The following is a 23061-nucleotide window of genomic DNA, read 5'->3' as shown; positions in this document are numbered from 1 at the left end:
GGAGACGTCGGAGCCGCGGGCCTCCACCGGACATCCGCCCGCGACCGGATCGCGAAATCGACCGGATCGCCGGATCGCCGCCGCCCGCTCGCGCCGGCTCCCCAGGCTATTCGACGCCTCCGCCGGCCGGCGGTCAGGTGACGGGAATCAGGTCCGGGCCCACGACGTGCCCCTGGTGGGGCTCGGGGTCGTTCTGATCGTGCCGGAAATGCCCGGCGTACCAGACGACGACGTTGGTGGCGCTGACGCTCTCGCCGTCGACGAAGCGGTTCAGCATCGCCCGGTTGTCGGGGCCGGTGTTGCCGTCGTACAGCTCGGCCGGGTGGTGGCGCAGGAACCACAGGTCGGCGACGCCGTAGGGGTCGGTGGTGTTGTCGTGCTCGCCGGGGTGTATCCGCCACCCCCGGCCGCTGGTCTTGTCGGTGACCTGCCAGTACAGGGCGGGGTGGCGCCGCCTGCGGGCGACCTCCCGCACGATCGGCACCGCCTGGGGAACGGTCGAGCCGGCGTCGTCGAACTGCTCGATCACGTCGTTGGCCGACCCCTCCACGTCGAAGTCGAAGCGCCAGTAGACGTGGTGGCGGTGGCGCATGCAGGTGCGCGGGTTGCGCACCCCGGCGAACCCGAAGCGCGGCCTGATCGTGCCGTCGTCGGCCAGGCGCCACTCCGAGGCGTAGCGGTACCAGCCGGCCGCCAGCTCGCTGACGATCCGCAGCTCGGTGCCGTCGTGGTGGAAGGCCACGCCCTGGAAGTTGCCGGCGTCGTCGTCGGGCCGCTCCAGGATGGTCCGGGGCGGCTCGGCGCAGATCCGCCATCCCCAGCCCACCGGCTCGGTGCCGGTCGCCGAGAAACGGGTCTCCTCGTACTGCCAGTCGCGGTAGGTGACGCCGTCCTCCTCGTACTGGACGTTGAGGATCGGCACGTGCGCCTGGCGCAGCACGAGCCTGCCCCGGTGACGCACGTCCCGCAGCTCGACCCCCGAACCGTCGCCGGGGTTGATGGGCGTCGAGGCGCGCGGCCGCACCACGATCATGTTCCACAGCTCGGTGGTGCCGTCGACCACGCGCAGCCGCACCTGGTCGGGGCCGCCCCGGTCGCGCAGGCTCTCCACGGGGACGGGCAGGCGCGACTCGCAGTCGCCCGGGTGGTGCGTCGCGACGCCGACACCGGCGGGAGACCAGTCGACGACGCCGGCGGCGACGTCCACCGCGACGACGCGGTGCCGGGTGGCGCCCGAGGGGTCGTAGACGCCCAGGGTGGGGCGGCGGGTGGTGGTGCCGTCGGGGTTGTCCAGGTCGGCCAGCGGCGGCATGGGCTGGTAGACCAGCACGTCGTCCCCGGCAGGGAAGCGCTCGTCGGCGCGCAGGACCAACGCGGCGGCCCTCAGCTCCTCGTGGCGCGGGTTGGGCCGGTGGGCGCTGGGCAGCACCTGCGCCTCCTCGGGCCGGTCCAGGGTCCCGCGCAGCTCGACCCCCCGGTTGGAGACCGGGTCGAACACCCCCGCCCGGAACGGGGCGCCCGCGTCCTGAGCCGCACCGGTCAGTAAGGCCGGGGTCGTCCGTGGGCCGCGTCCGACTCGGCGGCCCGCGGGGCGGCTCGCCTCGGCCGAAGGGGGCCGGGGCCGAAACGGTGGACGGCGGCGCCGCCCGCCTCAGCCACGGTCGAGCCGGATGGCGATGTCGAGCACCTGCCGGTTGGCGGGGAAGAGGCCGTAGCTGTAGTTGACGGCACCCGTGAGCAGGTTGATGCCGTAGAACCCGTAGCGCCCGCCGACCTTCAGCGCGGCGAAGGCGCTGTTGGAGACGGTGACGCCGTTGCGCAGCGAGCTGTGGACGTCGAAGCCCGCCGCGCCGGTCGCGGCCACGCGCAGGTTGCCGGTCGCCACCAGCGTGCCCGCGTTGGCGGGGGACTGCAGGCTCATCCGGTCGGACGTGGTGTCCACGTCGAAGAGCGTGGTGGCGGTGGCCGGGCTGAGGTCGTTGTTGGTGTATCCGGCGCCCGAGACGCCGGTCGCGACCGCTTGCGCGACGACCGGCGTGAAGGACGGGTCGCTCGGCGGACCGGCCGTCGGGGCGGCCGGCGGGTCGCTCGGCGGGCGGGTCTGCGCGCCGGTCAGCGGCCCGTCGGCCACGGTCTGCCCCGCGGCCGGCGCGCCTGTCGGGTCGTCGAGGTTGTGGCGCAGGTTCTGCCCGGTGTCGCTGATCACGCGCAGCCGGTCGGTGGCGGGGTTGAAGTCGACGCCGAAGTCGACGCCGCTCAGCGGCACGGTCAGCTGCGAGACCTTGACCGCCCTGGCCGGCCCGCTGAGCGTGTAGACGCCGCCCTGGTTCCCGACGCCGTACAGCTTGCCGTTGCGCACGCGGTGGTCGATGCCCACGAGCGCGGTGTCACCGGTGAGCCCGCGGACCCTGCCGAGGTCGCGGGTGCGGCCGGGGGAGCGGATCTCGAAACCCACCAGGCGCTGGTCGCCGGTGAGCCCGATGACGTCGATGCCGGGCCCGCGCCCGGCCATCGCCGGCGCGCTGCCCGTCACGCCGCCCGCCACCGTGCCCAGCGCCACCACGGCGGCGATGAGTGTCCTTCGCATGTGCCTCTCCTTCTGCGGTCGGGTGCCACGGCACCCGTGTCTTCGGCGACAAGGCCGTTACGGATCGCAGAGACTTCATCACACACGGCGACGGTGTGGCCTGCGAAAGGGCCGCGGGTCACCGGCGTGTCCGGGATCGGCGGGGGATCCGCGCCGCCCGCACCCGGACGGAGCCTGGCGAAACCAGCGAAACCCCGCTCCCGCGCTCCACCGGGTCCACCCGCGGCCCCGGCACGGCGGGAACCGCGTCCCGCCACGCTCGCCCGGGTCGTGCAGGGGCGGGAACTCCGCCGCGAGCACGCGGGCGAACGCGCGGGACGCACCCGAACGAACACCCACCACCCCCGAGTTTTCAAGACCGCCGCCGTGCGAGTCGCCCTGCTCGTCGATCTCGTGCGGTGAATCGAATTGTCGGCATGCCGAAGGAACGCCTACGTGAACGGTCCGGCGGCCGATCCCCGCACGAGTCACCTTCCGAGAGACCGCGGGGACTTCGGGGGACTCCGGAGGCGGGGAACACGCGCCTGGGGTTTCCGCGGCTGTCCTACACTTGCGCGAGCGGGTTCAGCGCGAGGGAGGTGGCGTGCAGCCGGAGCAACGCGGGGTCACGGGTGTCTCCATCTCGGCCGTCCTCGAACGCATCACCTACGCCAACGAGGAGACCGGCTACACCATCGCCCGGGTGGCCACCGACCGCTCGGGCGCCGACCTGCTGACCGTGGTCGGGCCGCTGCTGGGCGCCCAGCCGGGTGAGTCGCTGCGGCTGACCGGGCGCTGGGCCTCCCACCCCAAGTACGGCAAGCAGTTCGAGGTGTGGTCCTACGCCACCGTGCTGCCCGCCACCATCCAGGGCATCCGGCGCTACCTGGGCTCCGGGCTGATCAAGGGCATCGGGCCGAAGATGGCCGAGCGGATCGTCGACCACTTCGGCGTCGACACCCTGGAGGTCATCGAGACCACCCCCGAGCGGCTGGTCGAGGTTCCCGGGCTCGGCCCCAAGCGGACCAAGATGATCGGCGTCGCCTGGGAGGAACAGAAGATCATCAAAGAGGTGATGATCTTCCTGCAGGGGGTCGGCGTGTCCACCTCGATCGCGGTCCGCATCTTCAAGCAGTACGGCGACAAGTCCATCACGGTCGTCAGGAGCGAGCCGTACCGGCTGGCCGACGACGTGTGGGGCATCGGTTTCAAGACCGCCGACACCATCGCCCAGGCCGTGGGCATCCCGCACGACAGCCCCGAGCGCGTCAAGGCGGGCCTGCGCTACACCCTGTCCCAGGCCGCCGACGACGGCCACTGCTACCTTCCGGCGCCCAACCTCGTCGGCGACGCGGTGAAGATCCTGGAGGTTCCCGCCGAGCTGACCGCGCGGTGCCTGGAGGAGCTGGTCGCCGAGGAGGGCGTGGTCCGCGAGGACGTCCCGGTCGGCGACGGCAGCGTCCCGGCGGTCTACCTGGTGCCCTTCCACCGCGCCGAGCTGTCCCTGGCCGGCGCGCTGCGCTCCCTGCTGGCCTGCGAGCACGACCGGCTGGGCGCCTTCGCCTCCGTCGACTGGGACGCGGCGCTGAAATGGCTGCGCACCCGGACCGGCGCCGAGCTCGCCGAGGAGCAGGCCCACTCGGTACGGCTGGCGCTGACGGAGAAGGTCGCCGTGCTGACCGGCGGCCCCGGCTGCGGCAAGAGCTTCACCGTACGCTCCATCGTCACCCTGGCCCGCGCCAAGAAGGCCAAGGTGATCCTGGCCGCGCCCACCGGCAGGGCGGCCAAGCGCCTGGCGGAGCTGACCGGCCACGAGGCCACCACCGTGCACCGGCTGCTGCAGCTGCGTCCCGGCGGGGACGCCACCTTCGACCGCGACAACCCGCTGGACGCCGACCTGGTCGTGGTCGACGAGGCCTCGATGCTGGACCTGCTGCTGGCCAACAAGCTGGTCAAGGCCGTCGCCCCGGGCACGCACCTGCTCTTCGTGGGAGACGTCGACCAGCTGCCCTCGGTCGGCGCGGGCGAGGTGCTGCGCGACCTGCTGGCCGCCGAGGAGGAGATCCCCCGGGTGCGGCTGACCCACATCTTCCGCCAGGCCCAGGAGTCGGGGGTGGTCGTCAACGCCCACCGGGTCAACACCGGCCTGCCCCCGGCGCTGGAGGGCATGACCGACTTCTTCCTGTTCCCCTGCGAGGAGCCCGAGGAGATCGCGGCGCTGACCGTGGACGTGGTCGCCAACCGCATCCCGCGCAAGTTCGGCCTCAACCCGCGCCGCGACGTGCAGGTCCTGTCGCCGATGCACCGGGGCCCGGCCGGGGCCGGCAACCTCAACAACGCGCTGCAGGAGGCGCTGACCCCCTCCAGGGAGGGCATGCCCGAGCGCCGCTACGGCGGGCGGGTCTTCCGGGTCGGCGACAAGGTCACCCAGCTGCGCAACAACTACGAGAAGGGCGCGGCGGGGGTGTTCAACGGCACCGTGGGCATGGTGGTCGACATCAGGCCCGACGACCACAAGCTGACCGTGCTGACCGACGAGGACGAGAACGTCGAGTACGCCTTCGACGAGCTGGACGAGCTGGCCCACGCCTACGCGGTGTCGATCCACCGCTCCCAGGGCAGCGAGTACCCGGCGGTGGTCATCCCGCTGTCCACCAGCGCGTGGATGATGCTGCAGCGCAACCTGCTCTACACCGCGATCACCCGGGCCAAGAAGCTCGTCGTCATCGTCGGCTCGCGCCGCGCGCTGGCCCAGGCGGTGCGCACCCGGGGAGCCGGGCGCCGCCACACCAGCCTCACCCACCGCCTGCGCGGCCACTGAGGGCCCGTACGGACCGCGGTGCCGGGTCGGCCGGGCCTGCCTCCAGGCCGGTGAGGCCCAGCAGGCCGGCCAGGGCCTCGTGCCCGGCGCGGGTGACGGTCAGGGCGCGCCCCGAGCCGATCCGCCCGACCCAGCCGCGCTCCAGCGCGGTCGCGCACAGCACGGCCCCGGCGGTGCCGGCCAGGTGGTGACGGCGTTCGGTCCAGTCCAGGCAGGGCCGGGCCAGCGGGCGCCGCCCGCCGCCGGGCAGCGGTGCCCCCAGCTCGACGGCGAACCACGACAGTCCCTCGTCGCTGAGCGCGAACCCGGCGTCCTGGCGCAGCAGGCCGCGGGTGGTGAGCGCGTCGGTGATCGCCACGCCGAGCCGCCCGGCCAGGTGGTCGTAGCAGGTCCTGGCCCCGGCCAGGGCGCGGGCCGCGCTCGCGGCGCGCAGCGTCGCGGGCCGGGCGGCGGCCTCGAGGCCGGCGTGGGCGGCCAGGTCCTCGATGAGCTGGGCCACCCCCGGCCCGGCCAGGCGCACGTACCGGTGGCGTCCCTGGCGCTCCTCGGCCAGCAGGCCGCCGCCGACGAGCTGGGACAGGTGCTCGCTGGCGGTCGAGGCCGCGACCCCCGCGTGCCGGGCCAGCTCCCCGGCGCTCCAGGCCCGCCCGTCCAGCAGGGCCAGGCAGAACGTGGCGCGGGTGCCGTCGGCGAGCAGGGCGGCCAATGCCGCCAGCGGGACCGGAGCGGTCGACGTCATGGTCTCCATCCTCGGCCGGGGACGCTTCGGCGCCGGCCGAAGCGTTTCCCGCTACCGCCGGCCGCCGGCGCTCACTCCTGCTCCTGGGGGAGCTTGAAGAGCCGGTCGAGGGCGGTCACCCGCAGCAGGTGGCGCAGGTAGGGGGTGAGGGCGACGATCCGCATGGCGATGCCGTGCTCGCCGGCGGAGTTGTAGACGTTGATCAGGGCCGCCACCCCCGAGGAGTCGATGAACTCCAGGCCCGACAGGTCCAGGTCGAGGTTGCGCACCTCCCCGGGCAACAGCTCCTGTGCGAAGCCGAAGAGCTCGGGGGCCGTGTCGTAGTCGAGGTCACCGCTGAGGACGAGCAGGGTGGTGTCCGGAGCGGTGACGCGCACCTCGGTACGGAACGGGGTCTTGTCGAACATCAATCGTCAGATCTCCTGATCGGTGCCGGGGACGGGTGCCGCCTCGATTCCCTGGACCAGCATGTGGCGGGCACGGGGGAAGTCTCGCAGCTCGTCGTGGAAAACGCGCAATCCCACCGTCAGGGCCTCGGCGGGGACGCCGCGTGCCGCGAGCACGGCGCCGGTCCAGCCGATGAAGCCGGTGAACAGCGGCGCGTCGTCGACGTACAGGGCCGCGGACAGGAAGTCGAGCAGGTGGCCCAGGTCGGCGGCGGTGGCGTCGAGCTGGTGGAGGTCGTAGGCCTCCATCGGCGGGTAGGCGCGGGCCAGGGTCTCCATCGCCCGGGTGAGCAGCTCGGCGCGCCGGCGCGTCAGGTGGGTGTACTCCTCGTCGGCGAGGTGGGCCGGCGCGTCGGCCGGGCGGGGCGGGCCGGTCAGGTCGCCGCGCTCCAGCCGGTCGGCCGCGACGTCGGCGGTGGGCGCCCAGGCGTCGGCGCCCAGCAGGCGGGCGTAGCGGCCGTCGGCGCCGAAGCCGGCCCCACCGGCCATGACCGGCACGCCGACGGCCTGGCAGGCGGTGAGGGTGGCGTGCGCCCGGGGCAGGCGGGTGGCCAGCGCGCAGCCCAGCGCGACCGCGTCGGGTCCGGTCTGGTGCAGGTGGGTGATCAGGTGCGGGCCGGGCACGCTGGCGCCCAGGAAGTCGACCCGCCAGCCGCGCAGGCGCAGGACCTCGGCCAGCAGGCGGGTGGGCAGCGCGTGGTACTCGCCGTCGGCGCAGGCGACGGTGAGGCGCCCGCGGGTGGGCTCGGGCCGGACGCGGGCGGCGATCGCGGCGACGGCGCGCTCGCTGACGGCGGTGGCGCCGTGCTCGCGGGCGATGGACCACTCGTTGGCCGCCCACAGCTCGCCGACGCGCCGCTGGGCGGGGGCGATGAGCTCCAGCAGCAGCCGCTCGGCGTCCACGCCCTCCTCCAGCAGGCCGAGCACCAGGTCGATGGCGGCGAACTCGTCGGCCCGCCCGATGTGCTCCAGGTATCGTTCGACGGCCTCGCGCAGGTCCGCGGCCGTGTCTCCGGCGCCTCCCGCGCGCGCCGCGCTCCCGGTGCTCAGCGAGGTGCTCAGCGTGCTCATCGGGCCGGCCTCGCCTGCACCGCCAGCAGTGCCCGGTCGTCCTGGACGTCGCCGCCCAGCCAGTCGGTGCTGATCTGCTCCAGCCGCTCGACCAGTGCCGCGACCGGCATGCCCGCGCAGCCGGCCAGGGCGGCCTTCAGCCGCTGGGCGCCGTACATCTCCCTGCCGGTGGGGCCGCCGAAGGCCTCGGTGATGCCGTCGCTGTAGAGCAGGCACACCTCGCCGGGGGCCAGGTCGACGCCGACGGGGACCAGGACGGCGTCGGCGAACGCGCCGAGCATGGAGCCGTGGGCCGTGCTCTCCTGCACGGTGCCGTCGAGGCGCAGGATCAGCGGCGCCGGGTGCCCGGCGACCGCCAGGTCCACGCGTACGTGCCCGTCCGGGGCGGCGCTGAGCGTGCCGAGCACCAGGGTGGCGTAGGAGTTGGGCGTGGGCGAGCCTCGCAGGGAGCGGTTGAGCAGGGCCACCAGCTGCTCGGGGCGCTCTTCCAGCAGCAGCAGCGTGCGCAGGCAGTGGCGGATGTGCCCGGTCAGGACGGCGGCGCGGGCGCCCTTGCCGCAGACGTCGCCCAGCACTACCAGCGGCTCGCCCGGCCTGCCGGTCTCGGGCAGGTAGACGTCGTAGAAGTCGCCGCCGATGAGCCCGGCCTGGCGGGCGGCGCGCAGCGATCCGGCCAGCTCCAGGCCGGCCAGGGCGGGCAGCGGCGGGGGCAGCAGGTCGTTGCTGAGGATCGCGTTGGTGGCGCTCTGCTCCTGGTAGAGGGCGGCGGCGGAGATGGCCGCCCCGGCCCGGGCGGCGAAGATCCGCACCAGGGTCTCGGCGTCCTCGTCGAAGGGCGGGCCGTCCTCGTGGCGGGCGAGCACGAGCGCCCCGGCGGGCACCCCGTTGCCTGGCAGCGGGGTGACGAGGAGGTGCCCGGCCGCCCCGAACCTGTCGGGCAGCAGCCAGCCGGGCACCTGGCCCGGATCCAGCCAGCGGCTGGGCACGGGCGGGAAACCCGCCAGCGCCTCGGCCAGGCCGGGCACCTGCGCGGTGTCGGCGACGGCGACGTTGCCCTCCTGCAGGGCGCGGTCGGTGCTGGTCAGGCGCAGCCAGCCGGCGTGGCGGCGCCCCGAGGGCGGCAGCACGATCATGGCCGCGTCGGCCAGGAAGGGGGTGGCCAGCTCGATCGCGGTACGGGCGCAGCGGCGCATGTTGAGCGAGGCCGACAGCCTGCGGCCCGCCTCGATGAGGAAGTCGGTGCGCCGGCGCTCGGCCAGCAGCGCGTCGGTCCTGGCGGACTCGGCGGTGACGTCACGCAGGTACCAGGCCCGGTGGGTGAGGCCGAAGACCTCGCGGCGCACCCGGATCCTGCGCTGCCCGTGATCGCTCTCGCGGCTCTCGCCCTCGGGGTGGTCGCCCTCGAACAGGGGCGCGGCCGGGCCCGAGCACAGGGGGCGGCCGGGGACGATCTCGGGTGCCATCTCGGCCGCGGCGGCGTTCAGCATCACCACGACGCCGTCGGTGCCGCACAGCACGACCCCCTCGCCGCTGGCCTCCACGATGGCGCGCAACAGCTCTTCGCCCGGTGCCCGCGGGACGTCGCGCTCGTCACCCGCGTCGCGGTCGTGGTCGGCGTCCAGGCCGGCGGTGAGCGTGTGGCCGGGGTCGCGCAGGGGGGGAGGTCTTGTCATCACCCATGACTTCCGTGTGGAGAGGGATCGATCAGATTATCTTCCGTCCGCCGTCAGGGCGGGCCGGGGGGATCCGGTACGCGACGCCAGGGGTCTTCGACTGTCCCATGCCCCTCGGGGGGCCGTTGATGCGGCCGGGGCGCGACGGCTTGTGGCCGGATGTCGCCCGCGCGGGCGCTCACCTCGCCGGGGCGGCCGTTTTACGTCCAGCCCCGTGACGTGGCCACTTTGCCTTTTCCTGACTCCCGGTTGGCATTTTTCTGACTTTACGAAGAGTCCGAAACGTTACCAAATCGGGCGCAACCATGTTCAGTCATCATGCATCTCCTATTAGTGTTTTAAGAGCAGTTTGCTGTAGTTGGGGAGAGAAATTGTGCTGATCGTGGAACGCCGACGCCTCAGGACGCCGCTGGCCGGTCTGGCCCTGGCGACCGCGGCGGTGCTGGTCACCGCCTGCTCCGGAGGGGCGGCCCCGGAGGCCTCCGCCGGTCCCGGCTCCGGATCGGGCGCCGTCGCCGCCACCGCTCCGGCCGCGACGGAGATAAAGATCAGCCCGGCCAAGGGCAGCAAGACCGTACGTCCGAACAAGAAGGTCGTCGTCGCGGCCTCCAACGGCGCGTTGGAGGAGGTCATCGTGGAAAGCGGCGGCCGGAAGCTGGAGGGCGACTTCGACGCCGAGCGCACGAAGTGGGTCTCCTCCACGCCCATGATGCCGGCCAGCAACTACACCGTGTCGGCCCGGGCGGTGGACGGCACGACCGCCGCCAGTTCCTTCAGGACGCTCAAGCCCGAGCACGAACTCGAGGTGGCGGACGTGACCCCGGCGATCAAGGGGGAAAAGGTCGGCGTGGGGGCGCCGATCATCGTCACCTTCAACCAGCAGATCGCCAACAAGGCCGGAGTGGAGAAGGCCCTGGAGGTCAAGGCGCAAAAGCCGGTCCAGGGCGCGTGGCGGTGGATCAACGACACAACCGTGATCTACCGGACCGCCAAGTTCTGGCAGCCGCACCAGAAGGTGACTTTCACCGCCCGCCTCAAGGGCGTGCAGGGCGGCAAGGACATGTACGGCGTGAAGGACATGACCAAGGTCATCCAGATCGGCGCGGCCCAGATCTCCACGATCGACACCCGCAAGCACAAGATGATCGTCAAGCGGGACGGCAAGGTCGTGCAGACCATGCTGATCAGCGCGGGCAACGCCACCACCCGCGAGTACACCACCACCAGCGGCGTCCACCTGGCGATGGGCAAGGCCAATCCCGAGCGCATGATCTCCCCGGGCCGCAAGAAGGGCGACCCCGGCTACTACGACCTGATGATCAACCACGCGGTCCGTTTCTCCAACAGCGGCGAGTACGTGCACGCGCTGAACAACGTGTGGGCCCAGGGACGCCGGAACGTCAGCCACGGGTGCATCAACTCCCGCCCCGACCAGGCCCGGTGGTTCTACAACCAGGTCCAGCGCGGCGACGTGATCACCATCACGGGCACCGACCGCGAGATGGAGTGGAACAACGGCTGGGGCTTCTGGCAGATGTCGTTCAAGGAGTGGCGCAAGGGCAGCGCCCTGGCCTGACCACCCCGGCTCAGGAGCCCGCCCGCGGAGACTCGCGGGCGGGCTCCTGGCTTCGGGCCGGGTGACCCCGGGGCGTGATCTCGGGGTGGCGGTAAGGGTGGTGAAAAACGGGCCGCGTCCGGCAGGGCGGGCACGGTAGCGTGTGCGGCGACCACGACGGCGGGCGCGATCGGCGCGGCCGATGAGGACGTTCTCGGGGGAGGACCGTGTGAGGCTCCAGGCGCAGGTGCTCATCTTCGACGCCGACGACACGCTGTGGGAGAACAACGTGCTGTTCGAGCGGGTCGTCGAGGACTTCCTCGACTGGCTGGCGCATCCGACCCTGGAGCGGGCCCAGATCCGCGCCGTCCTCGACGACATCCAGGCGGCCAACGCCGTCACCCACGGATACGGCAGCACGATGTTCCTGCGCAGTCTCGGCGAGTGCTTCGAGCGGCTGAGCGAGCGTCCCGCGACCGAGGCCGAGCGCCGCCGCATCGACGAGCTGGCCCTGGCCCTCGTCGAGCGCCGGGTGGAGCTGGTCGAGGGCGTCGCCGAGACGCTCACGGCCCTGGGCGAGCGCCACGAGCTGCTGCTGCTCACCAAGGGCGACCTGGACGAGCAGCGGCGCAAGCTGGAGGCCTCGCGGCTGGCCCACCACTTCCGTGACGTGCACATCGTGGCGGAGAAGGACGTCGGCACCTACCGGTGGCTGGCCCGCGAGCACGCGCTGGCGCCCGCGACGACCTGGATGATCGGCAACTCCCCGAAGTCGGACATCCTTCCGGCCCGGCAGGCGGGGATGAACGCCGTGTTCATCCCCAACGACCACACCTGGGCGCTGGAGCAGAGCGACCTCGACCCCGGTGACGAGCGGGTGCTGCGGCTGGGCAGGTTCCCCGAGCTGCTGGACCACTTCTGAGAGGTGGCCTCAGGTCCCGTCGGCGGGGTCGGCGGGGTCGGCGGCTGCCGAAGCCGGTCTGCCAGACGTACAACGGGAACTCCGCGTCCAGGTCGCCAACGACGACCTCGTCGCAGACCCGGCAGCTCAGGTCGGCCTTCCAACCGGGCAGGCGCCCGGCCTCGCCGTTGACGAGGGCCGCGGCCTCCCGCGCGCGGCGCGGATGGCGGGCGGCCACCGTCAGGCCTCCTGACCGGCCGGTAGTGCGGCTGCCACATCGCGTCCTGGACCTGCTGGACGGGGTCGGGCAGGTCCAGGCGGGCCAGATGCTCGGCGGCGGCCCGGCGGGCGACAGCGACGGCGACGGTGGCCGAGACCTCCCGCAGGTCGCCGACCGGGGGCAGCAGCGAGGCGCCGGGGGCCGAGACGCCGGCCATCGAGCCGGCCGCCTCGGCCGCGGCCTGGAGCATGCCGTCGCTGACCCGCCGGGCGCGCGAGACGATCACCCCCAGTCCCAGTCCCGGATACACCTCGCCCAACCCGATCCCGTTCTCCTTGGCGTCCCTGAGCCAGCCGGTGACCTCCAGGCCGCGTCCCGGGGTGGTGCGGCTTCCGTCGGGGTTCTCCGTGAAGCCGCGGCGCGTCCGCGTGGGCTGCCGGTTCCTGCCCGGCGACATCGTCTTGCCCATGGTCTTTCCCCGTCCGTCGGCGCTTTTCGGCCGCACGCCCGGCGTGCGGACTCGTACTCGCCGTGCCCTCCCCAGAGCACGGCGACAGACGCCACAATCAGGACAAAGATTCTCTTTGCTGCTTACTGTCTCTTTTCAGATGAGGGTGAGCTGAGCCTGCCGGGGCAGGGCCAGCGGCAGGGGCTGCTCGGGCCGTGCCGGGCCCATCCCGTAGCGGGCGGCCAGCCGAGCCACCTGGCCGGTCAGGCCGCGCACGTAGCCGGGCTCGGCGTCGGCGCCCCTGCCGTACAGCTCGGCGTAGCGAGGCGCCAGCGCCGGATGGTGCTCACCCAGCCAGGCGAGATACCACTCACGGGCACCGGGGGGCAGGCGCAGCACGTGCGGCACGAGACTGACGGCCCCGGCGTCGGCGACGCGGCGCACGGTGGCCGCGAGCTGGTCGGGGGAGTCGGTCAGCAGCGGCAGGATCGGCGCCATCGCCACCCCGCACGCCACCCCCCGCTCGTTCAGCTCGGCCACCAGCTCCAGGCGTTTTTGCGCGCTGGGGGCGCCGGGCTCCACGCTGCGGCGGATCCGGTCGTCGACGAAGGCGATCGAGACCACCACTCCGGCCCCCGGGGTGGCGGCCAGCAGATCGGCGTCACGCAGGATCAACCGGCTCTTGGTGAACACGGTGAACGGCGCCCCGGCCTCGCGCAACGCGGTGACCAGGCCGGGCATCAGCCGGTAGACCTCTTCGGCGCCCTGGTAGCAGTCGCCTCCCACACCGACGGTGACGTGCTCGCCGTCCCAGCGCGAGCCCAGCTCCGCGCGAAGTCTCCGCACGATGTTGGTGCGCACCACGATCCGGGAGTCGAAGTCGTCTTCGGCGTTCAGCCCCAGGTAGCGGTGTCCCCGGCGCACCGAGCAGTAACGGCAGGCCTGGGCACACCCCCGGTAGGGGCTGACCGCCCAGCCCTCGGGGGTGCGGTCCAGTGCGGTGCGCGCCTGCACCTCGTAGCAGGTGAGGGCCCCGTGGACCCTGGTCAGCGCGGAGCGCTCGATGCGCGGCCTGACGTCGGGCGGCGCGGCGAGAAGGGCGGGCGCGTCCCATGGCATGCGGCCCAGTGGAACACGCTTTCGACACCGCTCGCAAGCCGGGCAGGTCGTGGCGCCGGACGGTCTCGTTCCCGGGACCCGGCCATCACCGATCAATGGAAAATGGTATGTTTGTGCCGATTTTTGGGGGAGTGGGGGAATTATGGCGTGGTTGATCCTTGCCGGGGCGATCATCGCCGAGATCGTGGCGACCACCGCCCTCAAGCTGAGCGACGGGTTCGCCCACAAGGGCTGGTCGGTCCTCGTCGTCGCCGGCTACGCCGCCGCGTTCATCCTGCTGGCCCAGGCGCTCAAACTGCAGATGGAGGTCGGCACCGCCTACGCGGTCTGGGCCGGAGTGGGCACCGCCGCCATCGCCGCCATCGGCGTGCTCTTCCTCGGTGAGACGATCAGCCTCGCCAAGATCGCGGGCATCATCTTGATCATCGGCGGTGTCGTGGTGCTCAACCTGGCCGGGAGCACCCACTGAACCCCGCCCGAGCCCGCCGATAATGCCTCGCCCGCCGCGCGGCGGGCGGCCTAATCTGGCCCGGTGCTGAAGCCTTCCTACCCCATCCGGACCGACCGCCTGATCCTGCGTCCCTACACCCCGGCCGACCTCGACGGCCTGTACGCCATCCACCGCCTGCCCCAGGTCGCCCGCTACCTGTACTGGGAGCCACGCGACCGCGAGCAGACCCGCGAGGCACTGGAAAGAAAGATCGGCGAGACGGCGCTGCTGGAGGAGGGACAGTCCCTCACCCTGGCGGTGGAACTGGCCGCCACCGGCGAGCTGCTCGGTGACGTCCTCCTCATCTGGCACAGCCGCTCACAGCGCGCCGGCGAGATCGGCTACGTCTTCCACCCCGGCCACCACGGCAGGGGATACGCCACCGAGGCCGGCCGGGTCATGCTGGAACTCGGCTTCGACGGCCTGGGCCTGCACCGCATCGTCGGCCGCCTGGACGCCCGCAACGAGGCCTCGGCCCGGGTGCTGGAGAAACTCGGCATGCGCCGCGAGGCCCACCTCGTCGACAACGAGATCGTCAAGGGCGAGTGGACCAGCGAGCTCGTCTACGCCATCCTGCGACGCGAGTGGCACGCCCGGCACCGGACCACCCCCGTACCGGCTGGATGAGAAGGACCTCGCCCTGCCGGCGAACACGGCCGGGACCGCGCGACCCGGCGTCGCCCCGATGCCGAAGTTCCTCGAACCGGAGGCGCGCCTCCCGCCGCGCGAGGACGCGCCGCGGGTCGCGGTGCCCGGCCGGCGGTCAGGGGCGGGTGGGCGCGGCGTCGTTCGCCGGGGAGGCCTTCAGGTCAGTCCTTTAGGTCAGCAGGGTGTGGGCCAGGCCGATGGCGGCGCCGGCGGCGATGTACCAGGCGTTGTTGAGCCTGGTCCTCCACAACAGCGCCAAAGTGGCCAGGGCGATCACGGCGGTGAGGGGGTCGACGATCGCGGTTCGGCCGAGCTGGAAGGAGACGCCGGCCATGAGGGCCAGGGCGGCGACGTTGAGGCCGTCGAGCAGGGCGGAGGTCCAGGCGCTGGAGCGGAGCCTGTCGGTGAGCTTGGTGAGCAGGCCGACGAAGACGAAGGACGGCAGGAAGATGGCGACGGTGGCCAGGAACGCTCCGGCGGGGCCGGCGATGAGATAGCCGATGAAGGTGGCGGTGGTGAACACCGGGCCCGGGGTGACCTGGCCGATGGAGACGGCGTCGACGAGTTGCGGGCCGGTGATCCAGCCGAGCCGCTCGACGAAGTCGCCGCGCAGGAAGGCCAGCAGTACGTAGCCGCTGCCGTACAGCACCGATCCGATCTTCAGCATGGTGAGGAACAGCTGCGCCAGCTGGCCCCCGGTGGGATCGGGGAAGAGCGGCGAGCCCAGGCCGAGCAACGGCAGCGCGAGCATCCCGTGCGCGGCCTCCTGGCGGCGGCGGAACGCGTGCGCCGCCGCCGCGAGCATCGCGCCGGCGGCCATCACGAGCAGCTCGTTGATCCCGAGCAGGTAGGCGGCCAGGGCGGCGACGGCCAGCAGCGCGAACCACACGTTCTTGATCACCGTGCGCAGCAGGCCGAACAGGGCGTGGGCGATGATCGCGATCACCGCCGGGACGATGCCGTACAGGATGCCCTCGACGGCGGGTGTCGTCCCGTAGGTGACATAGGCCCAGGCCAGAGCGGTGACGATCAGTGCGGCCGGGAGGATGAAGCAGAGGCCGGCGGCGATCAGGCCGCGCCGGCGGGCGCGGTCGAAGCCCAGATGGATGGCCAGCTCGGTGGAGTTGGGGCCGGGGATGAGGTTGGTGGCGCCCATCAGGTCGACGAACCGCTCGTCGCTGACCCAGCCGCGGCGGCGTACCAGCTCATCACGCATCATCGCGGTGTGCGCGGCCGGGCCGCCGAAGGCGATGGTGCCGAGCTTGAGGAACAGCAGCGCCACCTCCCGAACCGTACGCCAGGACACCTTGCCGCCTTCGGGGCCGTCGGCCGGACCGCCGGTGACCTGTTCGTCTGCCACTGTCGCTCTTTCCCTTGGTCGCGCGGGTCGCCCGGCGCGGGGACCCGCATCAGGGCCCAGGCCGGATATGCCCGCCGAGCCTGATGCATCAAATCTGTTTGATGTATTATCACGACGTGGTGACTCCCGCTCAACCCGCCCCGGCCTTCTTAGGGCTGGCCGGCCATCCGCTGCGGTGGCGGCTGCTGACCGAGCTGGCCACGAGCGACTACCGGGTACGCGAGCTGGTGGACCTGGTGGATCACCCGCAGAACCTGGTCTCCTACCATCTGCGGCTGCTGCGCGACGGCGGCCTGGTCACCACGCGGCGCAGCAGCGCCGACGCCCGCGACAGCTACTACCACCTGGACCTGGACCGCTGCGCCCACGCCCTGGCCGCCACCGGCCTCGCGCTGCACCCCGCGCTGCGCCTCACCCCGGCCCCGCCGCCACCCCGGCCACCCCTGGCGCCCGCGCTACCGCCCGCCGTCCTGTTCGCCTGCACCGGCAACAGCGCCCGCTCACCGATCGCCGAAGCCCTGCTGCGTCACCGCGGCGGCGGCCACCTCGAGGTCGCCAGCGCGGGCAGCCACCCCCGGCCGCGCCTGCACCCCGACGCCGTCCGGGCCCTGCGCGAGGGCTACGGCATCGACCTCGGGGACCAGCGCCCCCGGCACCTGGACACCCTGACCGGGCGCCACTTCGACCACGTCGTCAGCCTGTGCGACAAGGTCCGCGAGGTCTGCCCCGACTTCGGCGACCACTCCCGGCGCGTCCACTGGAGCATCCCCGACCCCGTCGCCGAACAGGCCGGATATCCCGCCTTCGCCCGCACCGTGGCGGAGATCGACACCCGTGTCCGCCACCTGCTCCCCGTTCTCACACCGCGAGAGGCCCAGCCATGACCGCACCCGACCAGTTCGCCACCGTCCGCTACCTCGTCGACGACGTGACCGCGGCCGTCGGCTTCTACACCACCCACCTCGGCTTCACCCTGCGCCTGGACGCCACGCCCGCCTTCGCCGACGTCGTACGCGGACCGCTGCGGCTCCTGCTGTCCGGGCCCGCCAGCTCCGGCGCCCGCGCCACGCCCCCGGGCACCCCCGCCGGCCGCAACCGCATCCACCTCGTCGTCGACGACCTCGACACCGAGACCGACCGGCTCCGCGACGCCGGCCTGTCCTTCCACGGCGACGTGGTCGCCGGCCCCGGCGGACGCCAGATCCTGCTCACCGACCCCGCCGGCAACCTCGTCGAACTCTTCGAACCCGCCCGCACCCCGGCCGCCACCACACCGGCCCGAGCCTGACCGGCGCCCGCCGCGACCGCGTCCTGGCCGGCCTTCGACAGCACCGAGGAGGTCAGCGCAGCGAGCCTCGCCGCGGTGAGGTCAGTGCCCCGGCGAAGACGATGACCACGGCGACGGCCGTCATGAGGGCCGCGACCAGCGGCATGTCGAAGTGCGATCCGTTCACGGGGAACAGCTGCCAGGCGACGTTGAGCATCATGTGGAAGAGCGTCATGGCGAAGACGCTGCGGCCCATGTGGTTGAACAGCCAGACCATGATCACCCGTGCGGCGATGGTGCCGAGCGACCACCAGGCGATCCAGGACGCGGAGCGCTGGACCTGCAGCAGCGGCACCCAGTGCCACACGGCCCAGACCGCTCCGAGGACGAGACCGGCCCGTACGGCTCCCCATCGCTCCTGCAGGGGCTGCGTGGCATACCCCGACCAGCCGAGTTCCTCGCACAGGGCGCCGACGAAGAACCCGAGGAGGAGCAGCAGCGTCGACGACAGGGAGAAACGCGGATCCGGCAGGGCGGTCCCCGTCAGGCGGAGCAGGAAGAACGACGCCGTCACCACGGCGGGATACAGCAGCAGGGTGGGGACGTACCAGGCTTTCACCGAGACCCGGTGGCCGTCGAACGACCGCGCCAGAAACGCCCGCGCGCCCGCGATCCCGTCCTCGCGGTACCTCAGCACGACGGCGGCGACGGCCGGGCAGACGAAGGCCAGCCCCGACAGGGGGATACCGGGCAGGATCTGCGACCCGCCCATGGCGTCGAGCGCCAAGAAGGGCGCGGTGAGGGCGAAGACCAGCAGGAAGAACGCGCCCGGCGACCTTCTGGGGGGAGTTCCGGTCCCTGTCACCGACGTTGATCTCACGGGCACGCGGGGCGGCTCGGAACGACGGAGACCCTGAAAGAACTCGGCACGCAATGTCTCATGAGCGGAAAATACCTAACCGAGCCGCACGGCAGGCACGATCTCATCACCGAGATGCCGCGGGTGAGCGCCGGCAGCGATTTCGAGGCCGTCCACCGGGACGTGTGTTTCGCCCTGCTCGATGTACTGGCGCAGGACGCTGATCGGTGCGCCGCCCACCGACCCGGCGAAGTACGAGCCCGGAATCTCCGTCCTTCAGGGCGGAGTGGATGTCAAAGCCAGATCATCGCGGTGCTGGACGACATCAACGCGAACAAGATCGAAGTGTACTGACCGGGCTGGGCGTGTCCCGGGAATCCCGGGACACGCCCTTCAGCCCGCCGCCTCCGGGGTTGATGCCGGTGACCCGCCTGGAGCCTTCGACGGGGGCCACCGGCATACGGCAGCCGGTGGCACGCTCGTTGACGGCATTCCTGGATCATCCGCAGTAGGGGTCGCCGGCTGAGGCGGTTGTGAACCTGATGGGCACGGTGAACCCCAGTTCGGCCTTGACCACGAAGCAGCCGCCCTCGGCGTAGGCCTCGGTGAGGCGCTTCTTGGCCTTGTTGTAGGGGAAGAGCAGCGCCGCCGAGCACGCGAACCTGACCAGGCGGTTGGGAATGCGGAGGCAGATGATGTCGGCGGTCGGTCCGGCGAGCCAGCCGGCCCGGTCGGCGGCCTTCTTCATCGCGGCCGTCGTGGCGGGGGAGAAGGAGAACGAGCAACTCGTTCCCGAGCACCTGCCTCCTCCGGCTGAGGCGGACGCGGCTTGGGCGGGCGCGGCTTGGGCGGGCGCGGTGGAAAGGACGGCCGACAGCAGCGCGGTGGAGAGGAGGGTGGCGGTGAGCGGGTAAGCGCGCATGGAAGGGCTCCAGGAAGCAGGGAGGTTTGGTCGAAGCCCACAGTGCGGACGCGACGGCCTGTCCGGCCAGCGGGCCGGACGCTTTCCCCGTGCGTGGTTTCTTCCGGCCTGGTCAGGCCCTGGCCTCCGCCGGTTCCCCGGTGTCCGGCGGCACCGGACAGCTCACGGACACGTCGCCGTGTACGGCTCGCCCGCGGGCAGGAATTCCCGCCACTCCTTCGGCGTCAGCGACCGGCCGGCCACCGCGCACACCTGCCGGTAGGGGTCGGAGGTCAGCCGCAGCGGCCACCGCTTGGCGGTGCCGTCGCGAGCCACGGCCAGCAGGGTGGTGCCCTCCGGGTCGAACGTCACGTTCACCGGCTCCTCGGTGGGGCCGACGGGCGGCGCGACCGCGATCTGGCGCCGCGACCGGACGTCCCACAGGCGCAGGGAGCCGTCGTCTTCACCGGTCGCCAGATAGGCGCCGTCCCGGCTGAGGGTCATGGCCGTGACGGAGGCGGGGCTGGGGAAGGGGTTGCCGAGCTGCGCCCAGTCGCCGACGCGCAGTACACGGATGAGGCCTCCGGTGTCGGCGCCATTGGTCTCCGCCGTGACGATCGCCTTGCCGTCGGGGGTGAAGGCCATGGCATAGACGTCGAAGCCCAGGGCCGGCGAGGCCGCGATCTGCCGCAGGGTCGTCGTGCTGCGCAGCGTGAGATTGGCCCCTGCCGTTGCGATCACGCTGTCGTCGGGGCTGATCGCGATGGCGTTGACCGAGCCCGGGAGACGGTCGACCGTGCTCACCTGGCGGCGAGCCGCCAGGTCCATGACCCTGAGCCGGGTGCCGTCGGTGGTCATGCCACCGTCCTTGCCGGAGAGGAAGCGGCCGGCGCTGATCCCCAGGAGGCGGCCATCGCGGCCCATGACGATGCCGCTGGGGAAGGAATCGCTCGGCCCGAGGTCGAGCGGGTCGCCGGTCGGCCGCCCGGTGGCCGCGTCCAGGAGGCGGACGGAACTCCGCGAGGGACCACGCGGGCGTATTCCATCCGTCTGGATGGCCATGACGCGGCCGTCGCCGCTGATCGCGGCCGCGCTGACGAACCGGTCGGCCGCGGGCGCGGGCGCGGGTCCGGACACCTGGGCCCAGCTCGTGGTGTCCCAGATGCGGGCGTTGCGCTCGGTGGCGGTGGTCATCAGGTGGGCGCCGTCGGCGGAGTAGGCCAGATCGGAGACGAAGGTGCTGTGCCCGCGCAGGACGGCCCCCGTCGGCCGGCGGGTGCGGGCGTCGAGGAAACGGACGACGCCGTCACCACCGCCGATCGCGACGGTCCGGCCGTCGGGACTGTAGGTCATCGAATAGATCGACGTGCCGACGCGCACCGGGGTGCCGATCTTGCGGTGGGTGGTGAGGTCCCACTGCTGGATCAGGCCGCCGTCCTCACCGAGGTTGTCGTTGGAGGTGGTGACCGTCCGGCCGTCCGGGCTGAACGCCAGTTCACCGGCCACGATGGGGGGCCCGTACGGCCGGCCGGTGGCCAGATCCCGGACCTGCCAGCTCGAGGTGTTGCTGAAGCGGTCCGTCCGGACGGCCAGCGCCGAGCCGCCGGGACCGAACAGGGTCCAGGCGTCATCGCCCTCGCGCAGCGGCCCGAAGGCGGGTCCGAGGCGACGCCAGGTCTTGGTGTCCCAGCGCTGGACGATCTGGTTCTCATCGGCCGTGCTCAGCGTCGCGCCATCGTGGCTGAAGGCGATGGCGCTCAGAGCGCCTCGGTGGCCGGTCAGCGGTGAGGTGAGCGGCCGGCCGGTGGCGGCGTCCCTGATCAGGACGACACCGTCATGCTCCTCGTCCCCGTCGCCCGAGGCGATGACGGCGCCGTCCGGGCTGAACACGATGGGGTAGACACCGGACCTGTGTCCGGTCAGCGGCGCCCCCTTGGGCCGTCCGGTGATGTCCCACAGACGCACCGTCCCGCTCGTGTCTCCCGTCGCGACCGTCTCGCCGTCCGGGCCGATGGCGACCGCGCCGATGTCGGCGGACGGACTGTTCAGCACGGCCTCCAGCGGAGTGGCCAGCGCCGCCAGCATGCTGTACCTGGCCTCCTCGGTGGGCGTGTAGCGCCATGCCGCCACGGCGAGCAGGCCGGCCACGATCGGGTCGGCCGTGCGCATCGCGTCGCTGCGCGCCGTCAGCAGCCGTGACACGGCCTCGCGGCGCTGTGCCTCGGCCCGGTCGGCCGTGCGCATCGCCAGCACCCCGGTGGCCGAGGCCGCCAAAGCCAGGACGCTCACCAGGACCAGTGCGGCACGGGCCAGTCGCCGCCTGCGCACGGCCGCGCGCCTGGCGTGGGCGGCGGCCTCTTGCGAGGCGGCCAGAAAGGCGTGGGCCAAGGCGTCGTCGGCCGGACGCGCCCACGAGGCCGCATCGTAGGCGTCACGCGCCGTCTGCAGCCGGTTGCCGGCGTACAGGTAGGCCGCGTCGCGCCCGCCCTCCTGCCAGGCGGCCGCGTCGGCGTCCAGACGCTGCAGCACCACCAGGTGGGCGCGATCCTCCTCGATCCAGGTCCGCAGCCGCGGCCAGCCGCGGATCAGCGCCTCGTGGGCGATCTGCACGCTCTGGGCGTCGACGCTCAGCAGCCGGGCCCGCGCCAGATGATCCAGTACCTGCCGCAGGCGCGGATCGGCGGGCAGGCCGGTGAGCGGCATCCGCCGCGCGGTGTCGGCGGCATCGACGCCCACGTGGACCAACCGCGTCAGCAGACGGCGAGCCGTCTGGCGAGCAACCGGGTCCAGGCCGTTGACGGTGGCGTCCGCGCTTTGGGCCAGCGACCGGATGATGCCCCCCGAGGCCCGGTACCCGGCCAACGTCAGATCCGTGCCTTCGCGGTGCGCCCACGTCTCACGCAGCGCGTGGGACAGCAGCGGCAGCACCCCCACGGCATCGGCGTGATTGCGATCACTGCGCAGGTCCTCCAGCAGCAGCTCGGCGAGGCCGTCCTGTAAAGTCAGGCCGGCCAGCCGCGCTGGGCCCGTGATGACCTCCAGCAGGTTCTCCCGCGTCATCGGCGTGACGACCACCGGGCGCTCGACCGCGGGGACGAGGGCCGAGTACTGGGCACAGTGGCCGAGAAAGTCGGCTCGCACCCCGAGAACGACCACCAGCGGGCCGCCCGCGCCGGCACCCAGTGCTGTGACGACCTCGACGAACGTGCTGCGGCGGCTTTCCTGTCCGGCGGTGAACACCTCTTCGAACTGGTCGATGATGACGGCCCTGTTCGACCATCGCGTCCTGAGAATCCCGGCCAGCCGGTCGGTGCCGGCCTCGTCGCCGCTCTGGGCCAGGTCGCACAGGGTTCGCAGCGGTTCGGCGCCCGGGGTGAAGACGACCGGGGCGGTGACGGCGTCACGGGCGAGCGCGGGTACCAGGCCGGCTCGCAGCAGGGAGGACTTGCCCGAACCTGACGGGCCCATGACGATCAGCAGGCCGCCGATGCCGGTGATCCGATCCAGCAGCGCGGCCGTCAGCGCGTCGCGGCCGAAGAAGTAGTCGGCGTCGGCAGGGCCGAAGGCCTCCAACCCCCGGTAGGGCGACGACGGTTCCGCCGTGCGGGTGATACGGGGGACGGAGCGGACCGGCTCGCGCTCCTCGATCTGATCGTTCAGTGCCCGGTAGGCCTCATCCCACGCCTCCCGGTCACCGAGCCCATCGGGCAGTACACGTCCGGTCTCGGCGGCCACCCGGATACAGGTGTCGACGAACACCTCGAAGTTGTGCCGCTCAGGCCGCACGGGCCTGCTCTGACTGATCATCCCGTCGACCGTGCTGTGCGGCAGCCGGATCGGATCCCGGCCCTCACGGCGGCGAGGCGTACGGGCGCTGGCGATCGTCAAAGCGCGCACCGAGAGCCCCGAGGCGTCCTTCAACGCCCGCAATCGCCGAGCGAACCGCGCTCTGGCGTCCTCCATGCCGCGATCGTAGA

At 72.4% G+C, this 23061-nt stretch carries 19 protein-coding genes and 1 pseudogene; 8 read left to right on the top strand and 12 right to left on the bottom strand.

Annotated features, from left to right (window positions below; translation table 11 throughout):
- Window positions 1-133 precede the first annotated feature (133 nt).
- On the bottom strand, window positions 134-1498 hold the full coding sequence (locus ACTOQ1_RS12715) for a hypothetical protein (RefSeq protein WP_440066774.1): 1365 nt from the start codon (window positions 1496-1498) through the stop codon (window positions 134-136).
- A gap of 153 nt (window positions 1499-1651) precedes the next feature.
- A complete protein-coding gene (locus ACTOQ1_RS12710) occupies window positions 1652-2587 on the bottom strand; it encodes a DUF4394 domain-containing protein (protein ID WP_440066772.1) in 936 nt (311 codons plus the stop codon).
- A gap of 583 nt (window positions 2588-3170) precedes the next feature.
- Between ACTOQ1_RS12710 and recD2 the strand changes: the two genes are divergently transcribed.
- Window positions 3171-5387, top strand: coding sequence for an SF1B family DNA helicase RecD2 (gene recD2, locus ACTOQ1_RS12705; RefSeq protein ID WP_440066770.1), 2217 nt, complete (start codon window positions 3171-3173; stop codon window positions 5385-5387).
- Here the strand turns inward: recD2 and ACTOQ1_RS12700 are convergent.
- From ACTOQ1_RS12700 to ACTOQ1_RS12685, 4 genes are all read right to left on the bottom strand, one after another.
- Complete coding sequence (locus tag ACTOQ1_RS12700) at window positions 5362-6126, bottom strand: ArsR/SmtB family transcription factor (RefSeq protein ID WP_440066769.1); 765 nt, start codon at window positions 6124-6126, stop codon at window positions 5362-5364. The two genes, recD2 and ACTOQ1_RS12700, sit on opposite strands and share 26 nt — an antisense overlap.
- A gap of 71 nt (window positions 6127-6197) precedes the next feature.
- Window positions 6198-6533, bottom strand: a complete 336-nt coding sequence (locus ACTOQ1_RS12695; RefSeq protein ID WP_440066768.1) for an STAS domain-containing protein — start codon at window positions 6531-6533, stop codon at window positions 6198-6200.
- Window positions 6534-6539: 6 nt separating this feature from the next.
- The gene (locus ACTOQ1_RS12690) at window positions 6540-7643 is read right to left on the bottom strand and encodes a cobalamin B12-binding domain-containing protein (protein WP_440066767.1); all 1104 of its coding nucleotides are present in this window, start codon (window positions 7641-7643) and stop codon (window positions 6540-6542) included.
- Complete coding sequence (locus ACTOQ1_RS12685; RefSeq protein WP_440066766.1) at window positions 7640-9316, bottom strand: SpoIIE family protein phosphatase; 1677 nt, start codon at window positions 9314-9316, stop codon at window positions 7640-7642. The genes ACTOQ1_RS12690 and ACTOQ1_RS12685 overlap by 4 nt, the downstream gene beginning before the upstream one ends.
- A 382-nt stretch (window positions 9317-9698) precedes the next feature.
- On the opposite strand from ACTOQ1_RS12685, the gene ACTOQ1_RS12680 reads away from it, so the two are divergent.
- Both ACTOQ1_RS12680 and ACTOQ1_RS12675 read left to right on the top strand, forming a co-directional pair.
- Window positions 9699-10892, top strand: coding sequence for an Ig-like domain-containing protein (locus tag ACTOQ1_RS12680; RefSeq protein WP_440066764.1), 1194 nt, complete (start codon window positions 9699-9701; stop codon window positions 10890-10892).
- A 208-nt stretch (window positions 10893-11100) separates the two neighbouring features.
- Window positions 11101-11793, top strand: coding sequence for an HAD family hydrolase (locus ACTOQ1_RS12675; RefSeq protein ID WP_362692135.1), 693 nt, complete (start codon window positions 11101-11103; stop codon window positions 11791-11793).
- 329 nt (window positions 11794-12122) lie between these two features.
- Here ACTOQ1_RS12675 and ACTOQ1_RS12670 read toward each other — a convergent pair.
- Both ACTOQ1_RS12670 and ACTOQ1_RS12665 read right to left on the bottom strand, forming a co-directional pair.
- Window positions 12123-12449, bottom strand: a pseudogene (locus ACTOQ1_RS12670) (malic enzyme-like NAD(P)-binding protein); the annotation flags it as partial.
- A 147-nt stretch (window positions 12450-12596) separates the two neighbouring features.
- Window positions 12597-13559 carry a radical SAM protein gene (locus ACTOQ1_RS12665; protein WP_440066762.1) on the bottom strand — a complete coding sequence of 321 codons (963 nt, stop codon included), beginning with the start codon at window positions 13557-13559 and terminating at the stop codon, window positions 12597-12599.
- Between the two features lie 142 nt (window positions 13560-13701).
- On the opposite strand from ACTOQ1_RS12665, the gene ACTOQ1_RS12660 reads away from it, so the two are divergent.
- Both ACTOQ1_RS12660 and ACTOQ1_RS12655 read left to right on the top strand, forming a co-directional pair.
- The gene (locus ACTOQ1_RS12660; RefSeq protein WP_440066760.1) at window positions 13702-14028 is read left to right on the top strand and encodes a DMT family transporter; all 327 of its coding nucleotides are present in this window, start codon (window positions 13702-13704) and stop codon (window positions 14026-14028) included.
- A gap of 63 nt (window positions 14029-14091) precedes the next feature.
- Window positions 14092-14676: a GNAT family N-acetyltransferase gene (locus ACTOQ1_RS12655; RefSeq protein WP_440066758.1), complete on the top strand. Its 585-nt coding sequence runs from the start codon at window positions 14092-14094 to the stop codon at window positions 14674-14676.
- A gap of 190 nt (window positions 14677-14866) precedes the next feature.
- Here ACTOQ1_RS12655 and chrA read toward each other — a convergent pair whose 3' ends face one another.
- The gene (chrA, locus tag ACTOQ1_RS12650; RefSeq protein ID WP_440066756.1) at window positions 14867-16057 is read right to left on the bottom strand and encodes a chromate efflux transporter; all 1191 of its coding nucleotides are present in this window, start codon (window positions 16055-16057) and stop codon (window positions 14867-14869) included.
- 116 nt (window positions 16058-16173) lie between these two features.
- Between chrA and ACTOQ1_RS12645 the strand changes: the two genes are divergently transcribed.
- Together ACTOQ1_RS12645 and ACTOQ1_RS12640 are read left to right on the top strand one after the other, a co-directional pair.
- Window positions 16174-16941, top strand: a complete 768-nt coding sequence (locus ACTOQ1_RS12645; protein ID WP_440066755.1) for an arsenate reductase/protein-tyrosine-phosphatase family protein — start codon at window positions 16174-16176, stop codon at window positions 16939-16941.
- A complete protein-coding gene (locus tag ACTOQ1_RS12640) occupies window positions 16938-17345 on the top strand; it encodes a VOC family protein (protein ID WP_440066753.1) in 408 nt (135 codons plus the stop codon). The genes ACTOQ1_RS12645 and ACTOQ1_RS12640 overlap by 4 nt, the downstream gene beginning before the upstream one ends.
- Window positions 17346-17397: 52 nt before the next feature.
- On the opposite strand, the gene ACTOQ1_RS12635 is transcribed toward ACTOQ1_RS12640, so the two are convergent.
- Window positions 17398-18189 (bottom strand): CPBP family intramembrane glutamic endopeptidase, encoded by a 792-nt coding sequence (locus ACTOQ1_RS12635; RefSeq protein ID WP_440066752.1) that lies wholly within the window; start codon window positions 18187-18189, stop codon window positions 17398-17400.
- A gap of 75 nt (window positions 18190-18264) precedes the next feature.
- Between ACTOQ1_RS12635 and ACTOQ1_RS12630 the strand changes: the two genes are divergently transcribed.
- Window positions 18265-18537, top strand: a complete 273-nt coding sequence (locus ACTOQ1_RS12630; RefSeq protein WP_440066750.1) for a hypothetical protein — start codon at window positions 18265-18267, stop codon at window positions 18535-18537.
- Between the two features lie 145 nt (window positions 18538-18682).
- On the opposite strand, the gene ACTOQ1_RS12625 is transcribed toward ACTOQ1_RS12630, so the two are convergent.
- Both ACTOQ1_RS12625 and ACTOQ1_RS12620 read right to left on the bottom strand, forming a co-directional pair.
- On the bottom strand, window positions 18683-19105 hold the full coding sequence (locus tag ACTOQ1_RS12625) for a hypothetical protein (RefSeq protein ID WP_440066749.1): 423 nt from the start codon (window positions 19103-19105) through the stop codon (window positions 18683-18685).
- Between the two features lie 162 nt (window positions 19106-19267).
- Window positions 19268-23047 carry an nSTAND1 domain-containing NTPase gene (locus ACTOQ1_RS12620; RefSeq protein WP_440066747.1) on the bottom strand — a complete coding sequence of 1260 codons (3780 nt, stop codon included), beginning with the start codon at window positions 23045-23047 and terminating at the stop codon, window positions 19268-19270.
- Window positions 23048-23061: the final 14 nt, after the last annotated feature.

Origin of the sequence: Streptosporangium sp. OZ121, from assembly GCF_051918885.1 — a bacterium.
Lineage (GTDB): Bacteria > Actinomycetota > Actinomycetes > Streptosporangiales > Streptosporangiaceae > Streptosporangium.
The sequence above is the reverse complement of the archived record's forward strand: the minus strand, read 5'-3'. Positions and strand labels throughout refer to the sequence as shown.

Bases quoted from the DNA above. Each gene is read 5' to 3' on its own strand.
- ACTOQ1_RS12710 (WP_440066772.1), bottom strand. From the start codon at position 2,587: ATGCGAAGGACACTCATCGCCGCCGTGGTGGCGCTGGGCACGGTGGCG.
- ACTOQ1_RS12700 (WP_440066769.1), bottom strand. From the start codon at position 6,126: ATGACGTCGACCGCTCCGGTCCCGCTGGCGGCATTGGCCGCCCTGCTC.
- ACTOQ1_RS12695 (WP_440066768.1), bottom strand. From the start codon at position 6,533: ATGTTCGACAAGACCCCGTTCCGTACCGAGGTGCGCGTCACCGCTCCG.
- ACTOQ1_RS12690 (WP_440066767.1), bottom strand. From the start codon at position 7,643: ATGAGCACGCTGAGCACCTCGCTGAGCACCGGGAGCGCGGCGCGCGCG.
- ACTOQ1_RS12685 (WP_440066766.1), bottom strand. From the start codon at position 9,316: ATGACAAGACCTCCCCCCCTGCGCGACCCCGGCCACACGCTCACCGCC.
- ACTOQ1_RS12665 (WP_440066762.1), bottom strand. From the start codon at position 13,559: ATGCCATGGGACGCGCCCGCCCTTCTCGCCGCGCCGCCCGACGTCAGG.
- ACTOQ1_RS12660 (WP_440066760.1), top strand. From the start codon at position 13,702: ATGGCGTGGTTGATCCTTGCCGGGGCGATCATCGCCGAGATCGTGGCG.
- ACTOQ1_RS12640 (WP_440066753.1), top strand. From the start codon at position 16,938: ATGACCGCACCCGACCAGTTCGCCACCGTCCGCTACCTCGTCGACGAC.
- ACTOQ1_RS12630 (WP_440066750.1), top strand. From the start codon at position 18,265: ATGAGCGGAAAATACCTAACCGAGCCGCACGGCAGGCACGATCTCATC.
- ACTOQ1_RS12625 (WP_440066749.1), bottom strand. From the start codon at position 19,105: ATGCGCGCTTACCCGCTCACCGCCACCCTCCTCTCCACCGCGCTGCTG.
- ACTOQ1_RS12620 (WP_440066747.1), bottom strand. From the start codon at position 23,047: ATGGAGGACGCCAGAGCGCGGTTCGCTCGGCGATTGCGGGCGTTGAAG.